We start from the raw sequence: 16,861 nt of genomic DNA, 5'->3' as shown, positions 1-16,861 counted from the left end.
GCTTCAGTTGGCCTCGTCGGTCGCGGAAAGGAGGTTCGTGAGTTCAGCCTGCTCCTCGCGGGTACCGATTGCAACGAGAATGTCGCCTGACTCGATAGTCGTATCCGGTTTCGGATTCGCGATCGTTTCCTCGCCGCGCTGGATTGCGATGACCGAGACACCGGTACGTCGGCGAATCGCGGCGTCTTCGAGAGTTTGGCCGGTGAGCGAGGAGTCGTCTTTGACCTCGACCCACTCGATAATCGACTCCCCGAGCGGGACGTTCAACTCGTCCATCTCGACGGGTTGGAAATACGCCCCTTCCAGAATGGAGCCGAGCTGACGGGCTTTCTTGCCCGTCAGCGAGGCGAGTTTGACGCTATCCTCATTCGGCGACGGACGGCGATACAGTTCGCGTTTTCCGTCGTGATGGATGATGACGACGAGTCGTTCCTCGCCGTCGAGTTCGAGTTCGAATTTGTGGCCGACGCCGGGGATTTCCGATTCGTAGATAGTCATATCTGAAGGGGTGTTGGAAAGGGCATAAACATCACGCCGAAAATCTCGGCTGGCAGTCGATTACGGCACTCGGTATTCGTCCAATATCTCTCGAATTTCCCTCCCTTTCGACATCTTATGGAGGTACAGCGGCAGTCGCGGGGCGGTTCTGTATCGGAGTCTCGCCCTTGCACCGATTTCCCCATCGTAGGGTTGGAGGCTGGCTACGACGAACCCGGTGGGGGTTCGAAACTCGATGACTCCATCGCGCCGAACCACGCGGAGGTTGCCAAGACGACTCCGAACGATGTCGGTGGCTTCCTCGGGGGAGATTCGAAGGTCGAGACGCTCGAAGCTACTCATTCCAGTGCTAGTAGTTCGGAGAAGGGACGTGTAACCCTTTCGCCAAAAACAAAATCGAACTCGCTGCTGGCGATTAGCAGAAGTTCTGCGTCGCGTAGACTTTGCCGTCTTCGGTGACGTAGATGCCGACACCTTCGTTCTGCCAGGCGTCGGTGAGGATGTTTTCGCGGTGGCCCTGCGAGTTCATCCACTGGTCTACGATACCCCGAGCGAGTTCGCGTTCCGTGGTGTAACGAACCGTTCCGTCGCCGTTGTTAATCGGCGTGTCGTACCACGTCTGGGCGATGTTTTCGCCACCCGTGAGATACGAACCGTCGCTAGTCGGCGCGCGGCAGGTGTAGCCCGCTTGGTCGTAGCGATCCGCGAAATTCTCCCCCTCGGGCGAGGTGTGCGAGAAGTAGCCGCGCGTCGCCATGTCCTCACTGTGCGACCGTGCGATGTCGCGGAGTTCGGTGTCGAACGAGATGGCGTCGAGTCCGCGCGACGTTCGTTCTTCGTTGACGAACTGGTGGATGTATCGCTCGACCTCGCTTCGGTCGAAGCCGTTCGGTTCGGAGGGTGTGGTCGTCGGTTGCGTCGTGGATGTGGTCGTGGTTTCCGGCGGGGTCGTCGTAGTAGTCGTTGTCGTGGTTTCTGGAGGAGTAGTCGTCGTGGTGGTCGTTTCCGGTGTAGTTGTCGTGGTAGTCGTCGTTTCTGGCGGTTGCGTAGTGGTCTCTGGAGTTGTCGTCTGCTCCGGCGTGGTCGTTGGGGTCGAAGTCGTCGTTTTCTCCGGTGGTGAAGCCGTAGTCGTGGTTTCCAGTGGTTCCGTGGTCGGTCGTTCTGGTTCCGGTGCCGGTTGGTCGGATTCGTCCTCGACCACGGACAGCACCAACTGGAAGAAGTGCCAAAAGTCGCCGTTCAGTTCACCGTCTTCGAGAGCATCCTGTACGGCAGCGGAAATCGCGCGTTCCCAACTGTCCGTCTCGGATGAGTCAGTCGTGTTTGAAGAGTGGGTTTCATTCGCAGTCGAATCGTGGCCGCTGTACGGTGTGACCGGTTCGGCCGAGATGGCCCCGACAGCAACCGTGCTGGTCACGAGCAAGAGGGCGAGTGCCAGCGAAAGACCGACAGAAATCGATTTCCGACTCATGTCATTCTCGCTGGTCGAGTGGTCGTTTGTCGATACTCGGTACGGCAGTCGGTCGAGCGTTGTGACTGCTGGTTCTCGTGGAGGCTAGCGTGCCATGCCATCGCAAATGGGTGTCCCGTCCCAATCTACATAATTTTTCGCATAACCGACTATTGATTATAGATTTCTAATGAAATTCACACGATGAGTTATCGAACAAAATTTGTTAACCACGACGATAACAAAACCATCAATTCAGAGAGAAATAGACACAGGAGCAAGGACGACATCGTCTCGGCGGCGAAGTAGACGAAAAACGATAGTGGAATCGACCGGTGGATTAGTACGCGCGACTCGTCACCCTGCTTCCCGAGTCGGTATCGAGGAAGACAGTGTCACCGCCGTTGTTCCAGACGGCAGCACCGCGATTCCAGTACACGTCGCTGCTCGAATCGGTGCCGCTTCCGGTGTGGAGCGTAACCGTCTCGCCCGGAGCCAACGATGTTTCCGAGAAAGTGTACGTCTGGCCTGCCGCGTCCGAAACCGTCCATCCGGAGAGCGAAATCGTGCTGGAACCGGTGTTTTCGAAGACGACGTATTCGTCGTTCAAATTGTTGTTGTCGTTCCCCGAGGCGTCGGCGTGAATCGTCTCGACGTCGATATCACCTACGCCGCCAGCGTCTCGACATCGCCACAGGTCTCTGCGTTCGCTCTGGGCGCTCGATTCGGTGCTGTAGTAGCTGCTACTTTTCGAAAACGTCGAATCGTACACCCGTGCCCGACCGGAGTCGATGAGTTTGTAGTTGTAATCCTCACCGCCGTAGTATACGTAGGCGAGCAGTCGTCCGTAGTAACCACGCTTGTCCGATTCGGAATCGAACTTCAGCGTAACCTGCTTTCCTTCGAGTCGCTCGATCATAAACGACTTCGCATCCTCTCCCTCGTCGGCGAGACAAGCCTCTCCTGCGCTGTTGGTCGGAACGCCTTCGAACTCATCGGGCGTGTTTTCGCTGTAGGTTTCCGGCGTATCGACACCGAGCAGTCGGACGGTCTCGGTCGTTCCGTCGGGATACCGAACGTCCAGCGTATCACCATCGACGACATCGACGACCGTGACTTGGTCGCTGCCGGTGATGGACGCACCGACCGGCCCGACGACGACCGTCCCAACGATACCGCCGAGAACCAATGTGAGAGCAACTGTGACAACTGCACCGCGCATTTTGAATTGATTTTCCACAACGCAAAATCAACGTCTTTGCTATTGGAATTTTGTATGGATAGAATACAGAAAATATACTCACACCGATGAAACCAGGGCGGTTTCGAGCGGAATCCGAGGCGGAAAAAACGTGGAATGACGATCTCATTGATTTCCGTTTTCCCTTTCGATACAATCAAATAACTAACCGGTGTACGGTATTGGAAATGAACGACGACCGAGTCGTCCGACGGTTGAACGTCGTTATCGTTCTCCTTTCCGCCATCGTGATTCTCGTAGCGATGCCCCATTTTCTATTCGTTTTCGAGCATCTCACCAGATTGTTTCAAGCCGTCATCGCCGCCCTCGGAACCATCGGCGTCTTCGCCCTCATTCAAAGATATCGAACGGTTCGGAATTGATTCGAGTCGACAATGGACGGGAACCTTTATCAGCGACGACGCGCAGAGTCACAGGTATGAGCGTGATGGTGTCGGTAGTACGTCTATAGTGCAGGCGATGAGCCGTCCGTGTTTCTCACCGAATCACCATACTGCGACAGGACTTTGTATCCATGAGTGACGTTCCAACCGATTACGAACCCGAGCGTATAGAACGAAAATGGCGGGGAGAGTGGCAAGACTCCGACGTGTACACTCCGGATGGCGATTTGGAGTACGTCATCGACACACCGCCGCCGTATCCGACAGGAAACCTCCATATCGGACACGGACTCCAGTGGAGTTACATCGACTTCGCGGCGCGCTATCACCGACTACAGGGTGAGCAAGTGTTGTTCCCGCAGGGATGGGACTGCCACGGACTGCCGACGGAAGTGAAGGTCGAGGAGAATCACGACATTCACCGAACCGACGTCTCCCGCGACGAGTTCCGCAACCTCTGTATCGAGCACACCGAGGAGCAGATCGACTCGATGAAGGAGACGATGAACGAACTCGGCTTCTCCATCGACTGGAACGCGGAGTTCCGGACGATGGACGAGGAGTACTGGGCGAAAACTCAGCAATCGTTCATTGAGATGGAGGAGTACGTTTACCGCGACGAACACCCCGTCAACTGGTGTCCACGCTGTGAGACGGCCATCGCGGACGCGGAAGTCGAGAAGGAAGACCGAACGGGAACGCTCTACTACGTCACGTTCGACGGCGTCGATAACGACGATATCGAGATTGCGACTACCCGCCCTGAACTGCTCTCGGCCTGTGTCGGCATGGCGGTCGATCCCGACGACGAACGCTACGCCGACCGAATCGGCGAGACGTTCGAAGTGCCGTTGTTCGGGCAGGAAGTCGAACTCATCGCCGACGACGACGTCGATGGGGACTTCGGAACCGGCGCGGTGATGATTTGTACGTTCGGTGATAAGCAAGACGTTGACTGGTGGGCAGAACACGACCTCGACCTGCGCCCGGTTTTCACCGAGGACGGGCATTTGAACGAACTCGCTGGCGAGTTCGAGGGGCTAACCATCAGCGAGGCGAAAGAGGAAATCGCCGAGACGCTGGACGAGGAGGGCTACCTCAACGACTCCGAACCGACCGAACAGTCGGTCGGTGCCTGCTGGCGCTGTGATACGCCGATCGAGATTCTCTCGAAAGAACAGTGGTTCGTGAAGGTTCAGTCCGACGAGATTCTGGAGAAGGCGGAGGAAGTCGAGTGGATTCCAGAACACATGCACGCACGCCTCGAAGAGTGGGCGGAAGGCATGGACTGGGACTGGGTTATCTCCCGCCAGCGCGTGTTCGCCACGCCGATTCCGGCGTGGGAGTGTGAGGAATGTGGTCACTGGCATCTCGCCGACACCGACGAGCTCCCGGTTGACCCGACCGAAACCGGGCCAGCAATCAGCGACTGCCCGGAATGTGGCGCAGACTCGTGGACCGGCGAAACCGACGTGATGGATACGTGGATGGACTCCTCCATCACGCCCCTTCACATCAGCGGGTGGCCGGACGACCTCGAACTGGACGAGTTCGAACCCGTCTCGCTCCGACCGCAGGGCCACGACATTATTCGGACGTGGGCGTTCTACACCCTCCTCCGCGTCGGCGAACTCACCGACGAGCGACCGTGGGACACCGCGCTTATCAACGGGATGGTGTTCGGCCCGGACGGAAACAAGATGAGCAAGTCGCGTGGCAACGTCGTCACGCCAAGGGAGGCCATCGACGAGTACGGTGCCGATTCGCTCCGACAGGCGTTGGTTCTCGGCGGACAACCCGGAAGCGACGTTCAGTTCCAGCCGAAAGAAGCAACGTCCGCATCGCGTTTCCTCACGAAAATATGGAACATCTTCCAGTTCTCACTGAACCACTTTGATGAGAACACACCGGAAATCAGCGACCCGGCCTACCGGGACGCCGACCGCTGGATTCTCTCGCGGTTGTCAGAAACGGCCGACTCGGTCAGCGAGGATATGGAAGCGTACCGCTACGACAGCGCGCTCCGCACGCTCCGCGAGTTCGTTTGGAACGACCTCGCGGACGACTATCTCGAACTCGTCAAGGGTCGCCTGTACGAAGGTCGTCCGGGCGAGCGAAACGCGGCACGGCATGCGCTGTACACGACGTTCTCCGCAGTCGTCCGGATGCTCTCGCCGTTCTCGCCCTTCTTCGCCGAAGAGGTGTACAATCACCTTCCCGGAACCGAGGGAAGCATCAGCGGGTCGCGGTGGCCGGATGTCGAGATGCACGACGAGGAGGCCGAACTCGCGGGCGAAATCATCGCCGAAGTTGCCAGCGAAGTCAGAGCGTGGAAATCCGACGAAGGAATGGCGCTCAACGCCGAACTCGACCGAATCGAACTGTATAGCGATGCCGAGCGAAAACCCGACACCTACGACCTGAGCGAGGCCGTGAGCGGCCCGGTCTATCTGGAGCAAGGTAGGCCGAACGTCGAACTCGCACCGGTCGGCGTCTCGCCCGACCACTCCGCAATCGGGCCGAAGTTCCGCGACAAAGCGGGTGCCGTCGTCGGCGCGCTGGAATCGACCGACCCAGCCGAACTCAAAGCCCAGTTGGACACCCACGGCGAATTCACGTTGGACGCCGCCGGGGAGGAAGTCACCCTCGACGGAGACTGGGTCGAAATCGAAGAGGAATACCGCGCCGAAACCGGTGAGGAAGTCGAGGTGCTGGAAACCGAGCACGCGACGGTTCTCGTCTTCCCCTGAGTAGGGTAACGACACTCACCACGCTCCCCGAAACCACGGGAACTTTTCTTCCGGTCTTCGATTGACGAGCATGGACGAGCGAATCCACGAGCACGCAAAAGTGCTGGTAGACTGGAGTGCGCGGGTCGAAGCAGGCGACAACGTCGTCGTGCTTGTTGACGACGGCGCACACGAACTTGCCGTCGCAGTCGGCGAGAAATTGGGCCAACGAGGGGCGAACCCCCTCACTGTGTACGATTCAGACGAAGTCGAACGAGCCTTCCTTCGCGGACACGACGGTAACTTCGATGAGAATCCGGGGCACGAACTGGCGATGTACGAACACGCCGACGTGGTGCTTCGGCTCGCGGGCAACACGAACACGATGGCGAAAGCCGACGTGCCGGGAGAGACGGAACAAGAACACAATAAAGCGCGGATGGGTATTCGCGAAACTCGACTCGGAACCGACTGGGTTTCGACGCTTCACCCGACCCGCGCTCACGCACAGCAGGCGGGAATGGCCTACGAGAAGTACCAGGACTTCGTCTACGACGCCGTGCTCCAGGATTGGGAGTCGCTCGCCGAAGAGATGGCGAACATGAAGACGATTCTGGACGAGGGAAGCGAGGTCAGAATCGTCAAGGAGGACACCGACCTCACGATGTCCATCGAGGAGCGAACGGCGGTCAACAGTTGCGCGACGGTAGCCTACGACTCACACAACCTGCCGAGCGGCGAAGTGTTCACGGCACCCCACGCTACCGAAGGCGAGGTGTATTTCGACGTGCCGATGACTCACCGCGGCAAGCGAATCCAGAACGTCCATCTCACGTTCGAAGACGGTGACGTAGTCGATTTCAGCGCCGAAACCGGCGAGGACGTGCTGGCGGATATCCTCGACACGGACGAGGGTGCACGCAGACTGGGCGAGCTCGGCATCGGGATGAACCGCGGCATCGACCGGTTTACCGACAGCATCCTCTTCGACGAGAAGATGGGCGATACGATTCACCTCGCGGTCGGACGGGCGTACGACGCCTGCCTCCCCGAAGGCGAAACGGGCAACGACAGCGCGGTTCACATCGATATGATAACCGATATGAGCGAAGACTCACGGCTGGAAGTGGACGGCAAAGTCGTCCAGCGAAATGGAACGTTCCGCTGGGAGAACGACTTCGAAGGATAAAGAGGAAAAGGAGTAGAAAGAGGAGAGATAGTGACAGAGAAGGGATGGTAACGCGGGGGACAATTCAGCACTCTCTACGTCCACCACTTACTCCGTCGATCCCTTCGGGAGGCGTCCCGAAACGGTGACGCCAGTTCGGACTCCTCGAGGCCGAACCCGTATCCCAACCAGTATCCAGTGTACCAGCCGATGGCGTCGGTATCGACACCGGAAATCGAGATTGTTAATTTGTCGTACTCCTCCAACGCGCCGTCCTGGTCGGGGTCGGTTCCGCGAACGCCTCCACAGGAACCGGTCGCACCCGGATTACACGGGAGGTTATCGGGAAACTGCACCACGATGTCCGCGTTCGCCCGGTTCTCGGTGAACGAAAACGAGATGTTCGACGGGACGGTTCCCGCCGCGCCGCGAGCATAGTAGTCGAGGGTGTGTCGAACCTGCTCTCGAACTGCCTCCCGGTCGTCGGTTTGACCGAGATAGACGGTAAATTCGGCGTCGGGCCACGGGACATCGCGGTCGGTTGCGTTCGTCAAAGGCTGCGTCGAAAGGGCCGCTTCGGCGGCCATAATCGACTGTGGTGCGGAGCTGTGATTCAGGCCGAGGGTGTGACCGAGTTCGTGTTTGAGTATGAGAACGGTCGAGTCGCTGGAAAACGAATCGTCGATATCCACGCGCATGGGGCGGGAAATCTGGGCAGCGTTCGTGATGTAGGGTGCACAGCCGGCGGCGTGTTCGACTCGCGGACAACTTTCGACGTCATTCACGAAGTTGACGATGAGGTCTGGATTGTCGGCGTCGGGAACGAGTTCGTACTGGATGGCGTAGCCCGCGTACTGCGCACTGTTTTTCTCCCAGTAGTCGAGTGCCTGCCGAACCTCGTCAGTGTACTCGCGTGAGGGGTTCGCACTCGTATTGATACCGACAGTCACCGGCGACTCATCCCACGGGTTCGACCGGTCTGCGATAGTCCCAGTCGTTCCCCGTGTCGATTCGTCCATCGTCCCCGTCGTCACCTCTCCCTGTTTCATATCGGTCGTTACGTCGAACTGTGTGCCAGCACAACCCGAAAGGACGAGACAGAGTGCAAGCAGGAGGGCACGCCGAGTCATTATCGTACAAACGGGCCGAAGTGGTTTCAAACCTTGCGGCTCCGGAAGTTACAGTCGAAATCGAGCGTGTGGGTGTATGACTCCGATTCGACCTGAATCGTCGCGTGGTCGATACCGAACTGTTCACCGAGCTCCTGCTGGCAACGTTGGAGAACCGCGTCGGAGTCGATACCCTCGTCAACGACGACGTGTGCCGAAAGCGTGTACTGGGTCGAACTCAGTGACCAAACGTGAACGTCGTGGGCATCCACGACACCCGGCAGTTCGGTGAGAAACATTCGAACTTCGTCAACCGCGATGCCAGAGGGCGTCCCTTGGAGGAGAATATTCAGACTCTCCGCGAAGAGGTCTTTCGCGGAGTACAACACGAGAAGGGCAACGAAGACGGCGAACAGCGGGTCGAGCACGTACAGGTCGGTGAAGACGAGCGCAATCCCGACGACGATTGCCGCCACGCTCCCCGCCGCGTCGGCGAGTAGGTGGAGGAACGCACCTTCGACGTTCAGGATACCTCGGTGTTCCGAAAGCACCCACGCGCCAGCGAGGTTCGCCATCAGTCCGAGTACGCCCACGACGACCACGAGTTGGGCATCGACCGGTTGTGGGTTCTCGAATCGGCGAAGTGAGTCGAAGAGGACGTAGCCGACCGCGACGAGCAAGAGGAGTCCGTTCCCCAGCGCGCCGAGCACCTCGGCGCGCTGATACCCGTACGTTCGCTGCGGGTCGGGAGGGCGTGCGGAAACCCACGCCGCGAAGAGCGCGAGGCCGAGGCTTGCGCTGTCCGTGAGCATGTGAACCGCATCCGCCAGCAGGGTCAGCGAACCGGAGAACACTGCACCGACCAGTTCGACGACGAAGAAGACAGTGTTGATAGCCAGTGCGATGGACAAGGCGCGAAAGCTGGTGTCGCTGGAATCATCGGCGTCTCCCGTGGCGGCGTCGCTTCTGGCGTCGTGGTCGTGCGCCATCGGAAGAAGTACGGGCCGGAGGCTATCAGGCGTTGTGGGGGTCAACAGATAGCGTACGTTACGCGCAGTCCATCGTCGTCAACGATAACGTCGGTAAGTGCATGGCATTCATTGGTTTTGATAGTTGTACACCCACGAAACGGCGACTCAGTCGTTTCGGTACCAGCGATTGTCGTGGATTCAGTGGTCTTGGAACCGGGAATGTCACCACAAATCGAAACCGACTCAATCCCATTCAGGTCGACCCGTTTCAGGTTGTATATTTTGAGATCGGCTTCTGCGAAGACCTCATGAGTTTAATTGTAAAATGTTTTACCTGTATTCTCGCGGACAACCCAAACGCGGACGATTTGTTTTTTCGCACCCTCGTTTCGGAGATGAACCACATGGTCGTGGTCAGGAGTATTCACTCCGTTGGACGTACATCCAACAGTAGCGAAAACGCCAGCAAAAACAGCGAGAACAGATAGACGTGTCAGTGGTTGCATGATTCAAGAACACGAATCGTGAGTGATAAGCTTTCTAGAACGTTCGAAATTACTCGTCGTCGGGACTGACACCGACCAGTCGCATCGCGTTGCTCGTCACGCCGAGGCTCATGCCCATGTCGCCGATGATGATTGCTTGCGCGACACTGACCAGTCCGAGCGGTGCGCCGACCGCGAGGACGCCCTTCACCGCGAGACTTGTCCAGATGTTCTGTCGAATGACGCCGTTCGCCTTTCGGGCGAGTTTCCGAAGGTAGGGGAGTTTCGAGAGGTCGTCACCCATCAGGGCCACGTCGGCGGTTTCGATGGCGGTGTCGGTGCCTGCCGCACCCATGGCGATGCCGACGGTTGCGGCGGCCATGGCGGGCGCGTCGTTGATGCCGTCGCCGACCATCGCGACGCCACCGTCGGTGAGTTCTTCGACGGCGGCAACCTTGTCCTCCGGGAGGAGTTCGGCGCGATACTCGTCCACACCGACCTGGTTGGCGATTGCGCGGGCGGTTCCCTCGTTGTCACCCGTGAGCATCACGACGCGCGAGACGCCGAGGTCGTGGAGGCGTTGGACGGTCGCTTTCGCGCCGGGGCGGACTTCGTCCGCGACAGCGATGACGCCCTCCAGTTCGTCCTCGGTTCCGACGAGGACGATGGTTTTGCCTTCCTGTTCGAATCGCCGGACAACCTCCGCGAGCAGGTCGAGACAGTCGTCTCGGTGGTCACAGATGCTTTCGGGTTCGACCATTTCGCCTTGCTCTACGACTGCTCCGCCGTCCGTCGTTAGGTGCGTATGTTCGAGGTCAAATCCCAACTCGGCGAACAGGGCGGGCTTCCCGGCGTAGTGGGTCACACCGTCCAAATCCGCACGGACACCTTTTCCGGTCAGGCTCTCGAAGTTGGACACCTCGCGCTCGCCGACGCCTCGCTCGTGGGCGTGGTCGATGATAGCCTCGGCGAGCGGGTGTTCGCTCCGGTGTTCGATGCTGTGCGCACAGTGGAGCACATCGTCCGCGCTGTTTCCGTTGAGCGAGATAACGTCGGTGACGGTTAGTTCGCCTTTGGTCAGCGTGCCGGTTTTGTCGAAGGCGACTGCATCGAGTTCGCCCATCGCTTCGAGATGGTCGCCACCTTTGACGAGAACCCCGTTTCGCGCGGCACTGGTGATACCCGAAACAACGCTGACGGGCGTGCTGATGACGAACGCACAGGGGCACGCGACGACCAGGAGCGTGAGTCCGCGGACGAACCACTCCTGGAACGGTGCGCTGAGGAAGAGTGGCGGAACCGCAGCGGTGAGAATCGCAGCAACGACGACGACCGGGGTGTAGTAGCGCGCGAATCGGTCGACGAACTGTTCATGTTCGGTTCGGTTGCCCTGCGCGTCCTCAACCATCTCCACGATGTTCGAGATGGTCGAATCGCCCGCTTCCGCGGTCGCTTCGACTTCGAGGTAGCCCTCCTCGTTCACCGTTCCGGCGAACACCTCGTCGCCGACTTCCTTCTCGACCGGAACGCTTTCGCCCGTGATTGGGGCCTGATTGACCGAACTGGTGCCGTCGCACACGTCGCCATCGATCGGGATTTTCTCGCCCGGGCGGACGATGACGACATCACCGACGTGAACCGATTCGACGGGAACCGTCTCCTCGCCGCCCTCCCGCCGCACCGTCGCCATGTCGGGTGAGAGATCCATCAGTTCGCGCAGCGAGTTGCGGGCGCGATCCATCGAGAACCGTTCGAGGAGTTCAGCGACGCTGAACAGGACTGCCAACGTCGCGGCCTCGAAGTAGAGACCGACAGCGAGCGCGCCGATGATGCCCACAGACATCAGCAGGTCTATATCGAGACTCGTGTTTTTCGCGGAGTAGTAGCCGTTTCGGACAATTTCCTGTCCACCGATTGCAGTGGCGACGAGGAACCCGACGTCCGCGGCGGTGAACGACCGACCGACCGCGGCGAACAGTTCCGGATTCGAAGCAGGGATGAGGTACTCCAAAACCAATCCGAAGACGAGGAACGCTGCTCCGGCCCACGTCTTCAGTGCGCGAGTGCTCGTCCACACTGCGTGGGGAGATTCGACCGACGAACCGTCATCGCTTGCCACGTCCTCTACTTCGTAGCCCGCGCTCTCGACTGCCGTCACGAGGTCTTCGCGAGACGCGCCCGACGTGGTCGTAACGACGACTCGACCCGACGCAGGTCGTGTGTCGTACTCCACTACTCCGGGAACGTCGGATAGGCTGTTTTCGACTTTTCCGGCGCAGGAGGGACAGTCCATGCTGGGCACCGACAGCGTCTCGGTTCGGGTGTCGTCAATTTCGTAGCCAGCATCCTCGACCGCGGTTCGAATTTCGTCGATGTCGGCGTTGCTTGGGTCGAACGTAACCACGAGTCGACCCGAAGCGACCTGTGCGTCGATATCCGTGACGCCAGCGACCGACTCTACGCTTCTCGTAACCTTTCCAGCACAGGACGGGCAGTCCATGCTGGGTACCGAAAGGCGAAGCGTCTCGGTAGTGCTCATTACCTACTCGTAGTTACTGAACCGTTATTAATTGCCCTGCCATAAAACCGGGTTTGTTTGGGCCATCCTTATTAAATAATGAAGCTACATTTAACAAGAAGACGTCCGTCTGACGTTCGTTGTCCCGCGTTTCACGAACGTTTCATCGGGGGTTCAGGTGTGAAAAATACCGTTCAAAACCGTTCAATCCGTTAATACTCCATTGAAAACGGAAACGGTGCTTAACCATCGTTCTCACTTATTGGGTACGGTACCGAGTCGCTAACTGGGCAGCATGACGCACATCAAAGCAAGCGCCGCCTTGGCGATGGTTGCAATAGAACTACTCGCTGGGGTTGCAATACTGGCTCTCGCGTTCGGCATCTGAAAAGCGGCTGAGGGGAGTAAGCCCCCTTCTGTTCGACCCGGCATTCGGCTAAGCGTCCGCACCGTGTCCGGGCTACCAATATGGTGCGGACTTGCACCGGCAAGGATTCGCCGTTCCATCCATTCTTCGTGATCCGCGTGTTGACGGAGTCAACACGACGTGGCGTGACTGAATGTCACGCGCCCTTAGTGGGTTAACTCCCTCCCCTCTCGGGTCGGTTCGCACACTGCATCGGTCACACGAAGTGGTCTCGTTTCTGTTCCAGAGCCAGTGGTCTCCCACTCCGGACTTGCGCCCGGTTGCCTGCTCGGACGGTGGGGGGACTTTCCTCACGTGGGCGCAGAAAATCTGCACCGTTATCCGCGGGAACCGAGCTCCCTCTGCCGAAGTAAACTAGTCCATGCTCGTGTTTAAGCCGTTCGGTCGATCTAGTCATGGGGGCTTAAAGCCGGCCAGATTGAAGGGAAGCGTTGAAGATGCTTCTGTGCATAAGACAATTGTATGTCTGAGGCACAGGCAGTAGCCCTCACCTACGAGGATGGCACACGCGCGGTCGAACTCGCACGGGAGGCGGTGAACTCGTACGTCATTAATGGACAACGAGAGCAACCGGGTAGCATGCGCGAAGCATTTTACGCCCGAACTGGCGTCTTCGTCAGGCTGGAGTCCACCCGTGGACGCGGAAGCCTGCGCGGGTGCGCTGGTGCCTACGACACGAGCGAACAGTTGGGGCATCAAATCGTTGATTCCGCCATCGCGGCGGCCAGCGGAGATTCTTGCGGCTCGGAAATCGAACCGGCCGAGCTGTCGAATCTCAACATCTCCGTCTTCATCGTCGAAAACACCGTGTTGACCGACGACCCCGTGAACGACATGCGATTAGGTCGTCACGGCGTCGCCGTCGAAGGCAGCGGACAACACGCGTGGATGTACCCCACGCTCCCCGTCGAACACAACTGGAGCGAGTTCGAGTATCTCGACCGCGCGTGTCGAAAAGCAGGTCTTCCCCACGGCGCGTGGGAAGACGACGATGTGTTTGTCACCCTCATCGAAGGGCCAGTGTTCCGCGAGCGCGAACCCGAAGGTAGTATCGAGCGAATCTAAAAACCGACTATCGCTGAGTCGTCGCGAGCGCGACGAGCTGCCGTATCCATATCGAACTCACGAACAATTTTACCGTCACGAATCAGCGGTTGCAGTAGCGGTTCGCCGTCCGCGTCGTGACGCGCGAGCGAAACGTGATGACCACCGTCGTCTGTACGATACACCTGTTTCTTTCCGGAGAGTTTTCCACGTTTCGCCACCGGTTCCCCGTCGATTTCCACGATATCGAGCGCGAAATCCACGGGTTCCGCGTTGCTGATGTAACTGCCGACGCCGAATCCATCGGCCACGTCCCTGAGTTCGCGGAGTTCTTGGGGGCCGAGGCCACCGCTGGCGAAGATTGTCACGTCCTCGAAGCCGTGTGAATCGAGTTCCCAGCGCAGTTCGCGGAGGATGTGACGGAAGTTCCCTCGGCGCGACCCGGTCGTATCGATGCGAACGCTGTCGAGCGAGTCTCCGAGCGTGTTCGCCGCGCGAAGCACCTCATCCTTCTCATCCGAAAACGTGTCACAGAGCGCGACTCGCGGCACATCGTCGCCGACTGCCTCGTCGAACGCGTGCCACGCGTCCTCCTGCTTGCCACTGCCGAAGCAGATGAGCAGAGCGTGCGGCATGGTGCCACCCGGTTCCTTGCCGAGGATTTCTCCCGCCGCGACGTGGGAAAACCCGTCCAATCCGGCGACGAGCGCCGACCGTTCCACGACCGGCGCAATCGATGGATGGACGTGACGCGCGCCGAAGCTCAGCACGGTTGCGTCGGGCGCGGCAACTCGGGTTTCGAGCGCGTTCGTCGCTATGCCGGATGCGTGCGAAAGAAAGCCGAGGAGCGAGGTTTCGTATCGTGCGAAATCGAGGTACCGCCCTTCGATAGTAGCCACCGGGCCGCCGTCGAACAGTCGTCCTTCCTCCATCGCGTCCACGTCGATCGGTAGTCCTTCGAGAAGGTGGGCCGCGTCTTTCACGCCGGAGAGGAGTTCGAACTCCTCTCCGGTCGGGAACTGGTCGGCCGTAACCTCAGCGACGACATGCGGGTTCTTCCCTGCGGACTCCAGCGTCGTCTCGGTACGCAAAAAGTAGGCGTCCGTCGCAGTTCCGTCGCGAATAGCCTCCTCGGAAACCACGTCGAATCGGTCGCTCACGCGAACCACCTGTTGCTCATACGGGGGGGTTTCCCCGCGACAGCGAAAAAGCACCGGGTTTGGCGATAGCAGTGTTTTACGCTGAAACGGGAGAATCGAAAAATCGAACGTGAGAGGTTATGCGTTCGGCGCGGCACCGCGTCGAACGTCCGAGAGGTCGGAGACCTTCGGGGCGTTCACGATAACGACGGTGTTTCCGTTCTGCTGGATGTAGAAGGCGTCACCGAAGCCGGAACTGTCCGGCACCCGCCACGTGTTCTGGCGGCCATCGATCCGTTTTGCGTTGCGGTAGTTGAGCAGTTTTTTGTAGGCGTTTACGAACTCCGTAGCGTCCTTTTTCGAGTCCCACTTCGTCTTGAAGACGTAGCCAGTCTCGTTTCGTGGCGTGTTGTCGTTCGTGTAGACGACGATTTTGTCGCCGTCCCAGCCGTTCGTCGGCTTACTCTCGTAATTTAGCGGGTCGAACTCCCGCAGTTCACCCTCACCGTTCGTGTTGAAGAACTTCTGTGCCGGGATGATCTGCGTGCTCCCCTGACTTTCGTAGTAGGGGTACATGAGCATCGAGAAGATGCCCGCCTCGCCGACTTCGCCGAAGTTCGGACGATCCTTCGGTTTCAGGCGCTTCCAGCCGTTGCTGGTTTTGTCCTGAACGGTAATCTGTGCCGGTTTGTCGTTCGGATACTTCTCGGGATGGATGACTTGCTCGGAGCTGGCAGGTGGATTCTTGTAGAGGTCGTTGACACCCTTCCAACCCTGTTTTTCGTGAATTTGCTTTACGAACGGTGGACCGTCGCTGTACGGTTGGTATTTCAGGAGATACGGGCCGATGTTGGCAAGTTGGCCGCTCCCGCTTTCCTCGCTTTTGTCCGACATCAGGCACGTTCCTCTCCACCGGTTGTTACACCGCTGTTCGTAGAGATAATCGAGATAGTTGCCGTCACCCTCGACGACGCCGTCGATGGCGTTGTGGCGTTCGCGGGTCGACTGGTCGAACGATTTGAAGTCGAACTGCTGGTCTTGGAGCGCGTGGAACAACTCCTGGGACAGCGTAATCTCGTTCATCTTCGGCGACGTCTGGTTGTTCGAGATGATGACGATGGACTCCTTGCTCGGACTGTAGTAGCCACCGACCGACGACCCGGAGTTCCGATTCTGTACCGCAATGGAGTCGGTCGATTCGTCGATCATCATCAACGCCTCGAATTTGACGTTGTCGAACAGTCTGCGCTTCGGCGGCGTCGTCTGGTTCCCTTGCTCACTGCGGAACTGGTTGCGCGAGATGACTTTCACTGGAACCTTTTTGTCGAACTCCAATCCTCGAATCCTCTCGACGCGGGCCATCGACCGACTGACGACGGCGTTGAGTTCCGAATTGTTCAACCCGTCGTTCCGGGTGACGTTGACCGTCTCGTTGAACCAGTGGCCTTCCTCCCACCCCAGCACGTCAGCGTCGGGGTCGGGCGGATGGATCGCTTTCTTTTCGCTCGGTGGGACCGTGGTGCCGGGGTCTTGCGTCGTTTTCGTCACGTCGGGGCCACTCGTGGTCGTATCCTCGCCAGGGGCCGATGAGCACCCTGCCAGCACGAGCATGAGAGCAACCGCGACAGCGGTTATCGTTCGCATTCCTGTAGGAGACACCTGGAACCGCTTTGTAAAAA

Annotated in this window: 13 protein-coding genes and 1 other RNA gene; 4 read left to right on the top strand and 10 right to left on the bottom strand. The window is 58.8% G+C overall.

From position 1 onward, the window contains the following. Nucleotides 1-3: 3 nt before the first annotated feature. The 4 genes from ACN2TU_RS25255 to ACN2TU_RS25240 all read right to left on the bottom strand — a co-directional run bounded on the left by ACN2TU_RS25255 (nt 4) and on the right by ACN2TU_RS25240 (nt 3,170). Complete coding sequence (locus ACN2TU_RS25255; protein ID WP_435159412.1) at nt 4-498, bottom strand: cation:proton antiporter regulatory subunit; 495 nt, start codon at nt 496-498, stop codon at nt 4-6. Between the two features lie 60 nt (nt 499-558). Next, nucleotides 559-840 carry a hypothetical protein gene (locus ACN2TU_RS25250; RefSeq protein ID WP_435159410.1) on the bottom strand — a complete coding sequence of 94 codons (282 nt, stop codon included), beginning with the start codon at nt 838-840 and terminating at the stop codon, nt 559-561. A gap of 73 nt (nt 841-913) precedes the next feature. After that, nucleotides 914-1,969: a CAP domain-containing protein gene (locus ACN2TU_RS25245; protein WP_435159408.1), complete on the bottom strand. Its 1,056-nt coding sequence runs from the start codon at nt 1,967-1,969 to the stop codon at nt 914-916. 319 nt (nt 1,970-2,288) lie between these two features. Beyond that, complete coding sequence (locus tag ACN2TU_RS25240) at nt 2,289-3,170, bottom strand: lamin tail domain-containing protein (protein WP_435159407.1); 882 nt, start codon at nt 3,168-3,170, stop codon at nt 2,289-2,291. A 206-nt stretch (nt 3,171-3,376) separates the two neighbouring features. On the opposite strand from ACN2TU_RS25240, the gene ACN2TU_RS25235 reads away from it, so the two are divergent. The 3 genes from ACN2TU_RS25235 (at nt 3,377) to ACN2TU_RS25225 (ending at nt 7,510) form a co-directional block, all read left to right on the top strand. Further along, nucleotides 3,377-3,571 carry a hypothetical protein gene (locus ACN2TU_RS25235; protein WP_435159406.1) on the top strand — a complete coding sequence of 65 codons (195 nt, stop codon included), beginning with the start codon at nt 3,377-3,379 and terminating at the stop codon, nt 3,569-3,571. A 152-nt stretch (nt 3,572-3,723) separates the two neighbouring features. Then, nucleotides 3,724-6,342 carry a valine--tRNA ligase gene (locus ACN2TU_RS25230; RefSeq protein WP_435159404.1) on the top strand — a complete coding sequence of 873 codons (2,619 nt, stop codon included), beginning with the start codon at nt 3,724-3,726 and terminating at the stop codon, nt 6,340-6,342. A 70-nt stretch (nt 6,343-6,412) separates the two neighbouring features. Then, nucleotides 6,413-7,510, top strand: a complete 1,098-nt coding sequence (locus ACN2TU_RS25225) for an aminopeptidase (RefSeq protein ID WP_435159402.1) — start codon at nt 6,413-6,415, stop codon at nt 7,508-7,510. 74 nt (nt 7,511-7,584) lie between these two features. On the opposite strand, the gene ACN2TU_RS25220 is transcribed toward ACN2TU_RS25225, so the two are convergent. The 4 genes from ACN2TU_RS25220 to rnpB form a co-directional block, all read right to left on the bottom strand. Continuing rightward, complete coding sequence (locus ACN2TU_RS25220; protein ID WP_435159400.1) at nt 7,585-8,619, bottom strand: matrixin family metalloprotease; 1,035 nt, start codon at nt 8,617-8,619, stop codon at nt 7,585-7,587. A 26-nt stretch (nt 8,620-8,645) separates the two neighbouring features. Beyond that, nucleotides 8,646-9,587, bottom strand: coding sequence for a cation diffusion facilitator family transporter (locus tag ACN2TU_RS25215; RefSeq protein WP_435159398.1), 942 nt, complete (start codon nt 9,585-9,587; stop codon nt 8,646-8,648). A gap of 537 nt (nt 9,588-10,124) precedes the next feature. Continuing rightward, entirely contained in the window at nt 10,125-12,593 is a 2,469-nt protein-coding gene (locus ACN2TU_RS25210; protein WP_435159396.1) for a heavy metal translocating P-type ATPase, read from the bottom strand. A 372-nt stretch (nt 12,594-12,965) separates the two neighbouring features. After that, nucleotides 12,966-13,345, bottom strand: an RNA gene (gene rnpB / locus ACN2TU_RS25205) — RNase P RNA component. Between the two features lie 116 nt (nt 13,346-13,461). On the opposite strand from rnpB, the gene ACN2TU_RS25200 reads away from it, so the two are divergent. Then, on the top strand, nt 13,462-14,064 hold the full coding sequence (locus tag ACN2TU_RS25200) for a TIGR00296 family protein (RefSeq protein WP_435159394.1): 603 nt from the start codon (nt 13,462-13,464) through the stop codon (nt 14,062-14,064). Here the strand turns inward: ACN2TU_RS25200 and ACN2TU_RS25195 are convergent. Both ACN2TU_RS25195 and ACN2TU_RS25190 read right to left on the bottom strand, forming a co-directional pair. Next, nucleotides 14,061-15,203 (bottom strand): nicotinate phosphoribosyltransferase, encoded by a 1,143-nt coding sequence (locus tag ACN2TU_RS25195; RefSeq protein ID WP_435159392.1) that lies wholly within the window; start codon nt 15,201-15,203, stop codon nt 14,061-14,063. The genes ACN2TU_RS25200 and ACN2TU_RS25195 overlap by 4 nt on opposite strands. A 117-nt stretch (nt 15,204-15,320) precedes the next feature. Next, nucleotides 15,321-16,826 (bottom strand): Hvo_1808 family surface protein, encoded by a 1,506-nt coding sequence (locus ACN2TU_RS25190; protein ID WP_435159390.1) that lies wholly within the window; start codon nt 16,824-16,826, stop codon nt 15,321-15,323. Nucleotides 16,827-16,861: the final 35 nt, after the last annotated feature.

It is taken from the genome of Haladaptatus marinus, assembly GCF_051194195.1.
The sequence above is the reverse complement of the archived record's forward strand: the minus strand, read 5'-3'. Positions and strand labels throughout refer to the sequence as shown.

What these genes read in the sequence shown, in the direction of transcription:
- ACN2TU_RS25255 (WP_435159412.1), bottom strand. Translation starts at nt 498, where the DNA reads ATGACTATCTACGAATCGGAAATCCCCGGCGTCGGCCACAAATTCGAA.
- ACN2TU_RS25250 (WP_435159410.1), bottom strand. Translation starts at nt 840, where the DNA reads ATGAGTAGCTTCGAGCGTCTCGACCTTCGAATCTCCCCCGAGGAAGCC.
- ACN2TU_RS25245 (WP_435159408.1), bottom strand. Translation starts at nt 1,969, where the DNA reads ATGAGTCGGAAATCGATTTCTGTCGGTCTTTCGCTGGCACTCGCCCTC.
- ACN2TU_RS25240 (WP_435159407.1), bottom strand. Translation starts at nt 3,170, where the DNA reads ATGCGCGGTGCAGTTGTCACAGTTGCTCTCACATTGGTTCTCGGCGGT.
- ACN2TU_RS25235 (WP_435159406.1), top strand. Translation starts at nt 3,377, where the DNA reads ATGAACGACGACCGAGTCGTCCGACGGTTGAACGTCGTTATCGTTCTC.
- ACN2TU_RS25230 (WP_435159404.1), top strand. Translation starts at nt 3,724, where the DNA reads ATGAGTGACGTTCCAACCGATTACGAACCCGAGCGTATAGAACGAAAA.
- ACN2TU_RS25225 (WP_435159402.1), top strand. Translation starts at nt 6,413, where the DNA reads ATGGACGAGCGAATCCACGAGCACGCAAAAGTGCTGGTAGACTGGAGT.
- ACN2TU_RS25220 (WP_435159400.1), bottom strand. Translation starts at nt 8,619, where the DNA reads ATGACTCGGCGTGCCCTCCTGCTTGCACTCTGTCTCGTCCTTTCGGGT.
- ACN2TU_RS25215 (WP_435159398.1), bottom strand. Translation starts at nt 9,587, where the DNA reads ATGGCGCACGACCACGACGCCAGAAGCGACGCCGCCACGGGAGACGCC.
- ACN2TU_RS25210 (WP_435159396.1), bottom strand. Translation starts at nt 12,593, where the DNA reads ATGAGCACTACCGAGACGCTTCGCCTTTCGGTACCCAGCATGGACTGC.
- ACN2TU_RS25200 (WP_435159394.1), top strand. Translation starts at nt 13,462, where the DNA reads ATGTCTGAGGCACAGGCAGTAGCCCTCACCTACGAGGATGGCACACGC.
- ACN2TU_RS25190 (WP_435159390.1), bottom strand. Translation starts at nt 16,826, where the DNA reads ATGCGAACGATAACCGCTGTCGCGGTTGCTCTCATGCTCGTGCTGGCA.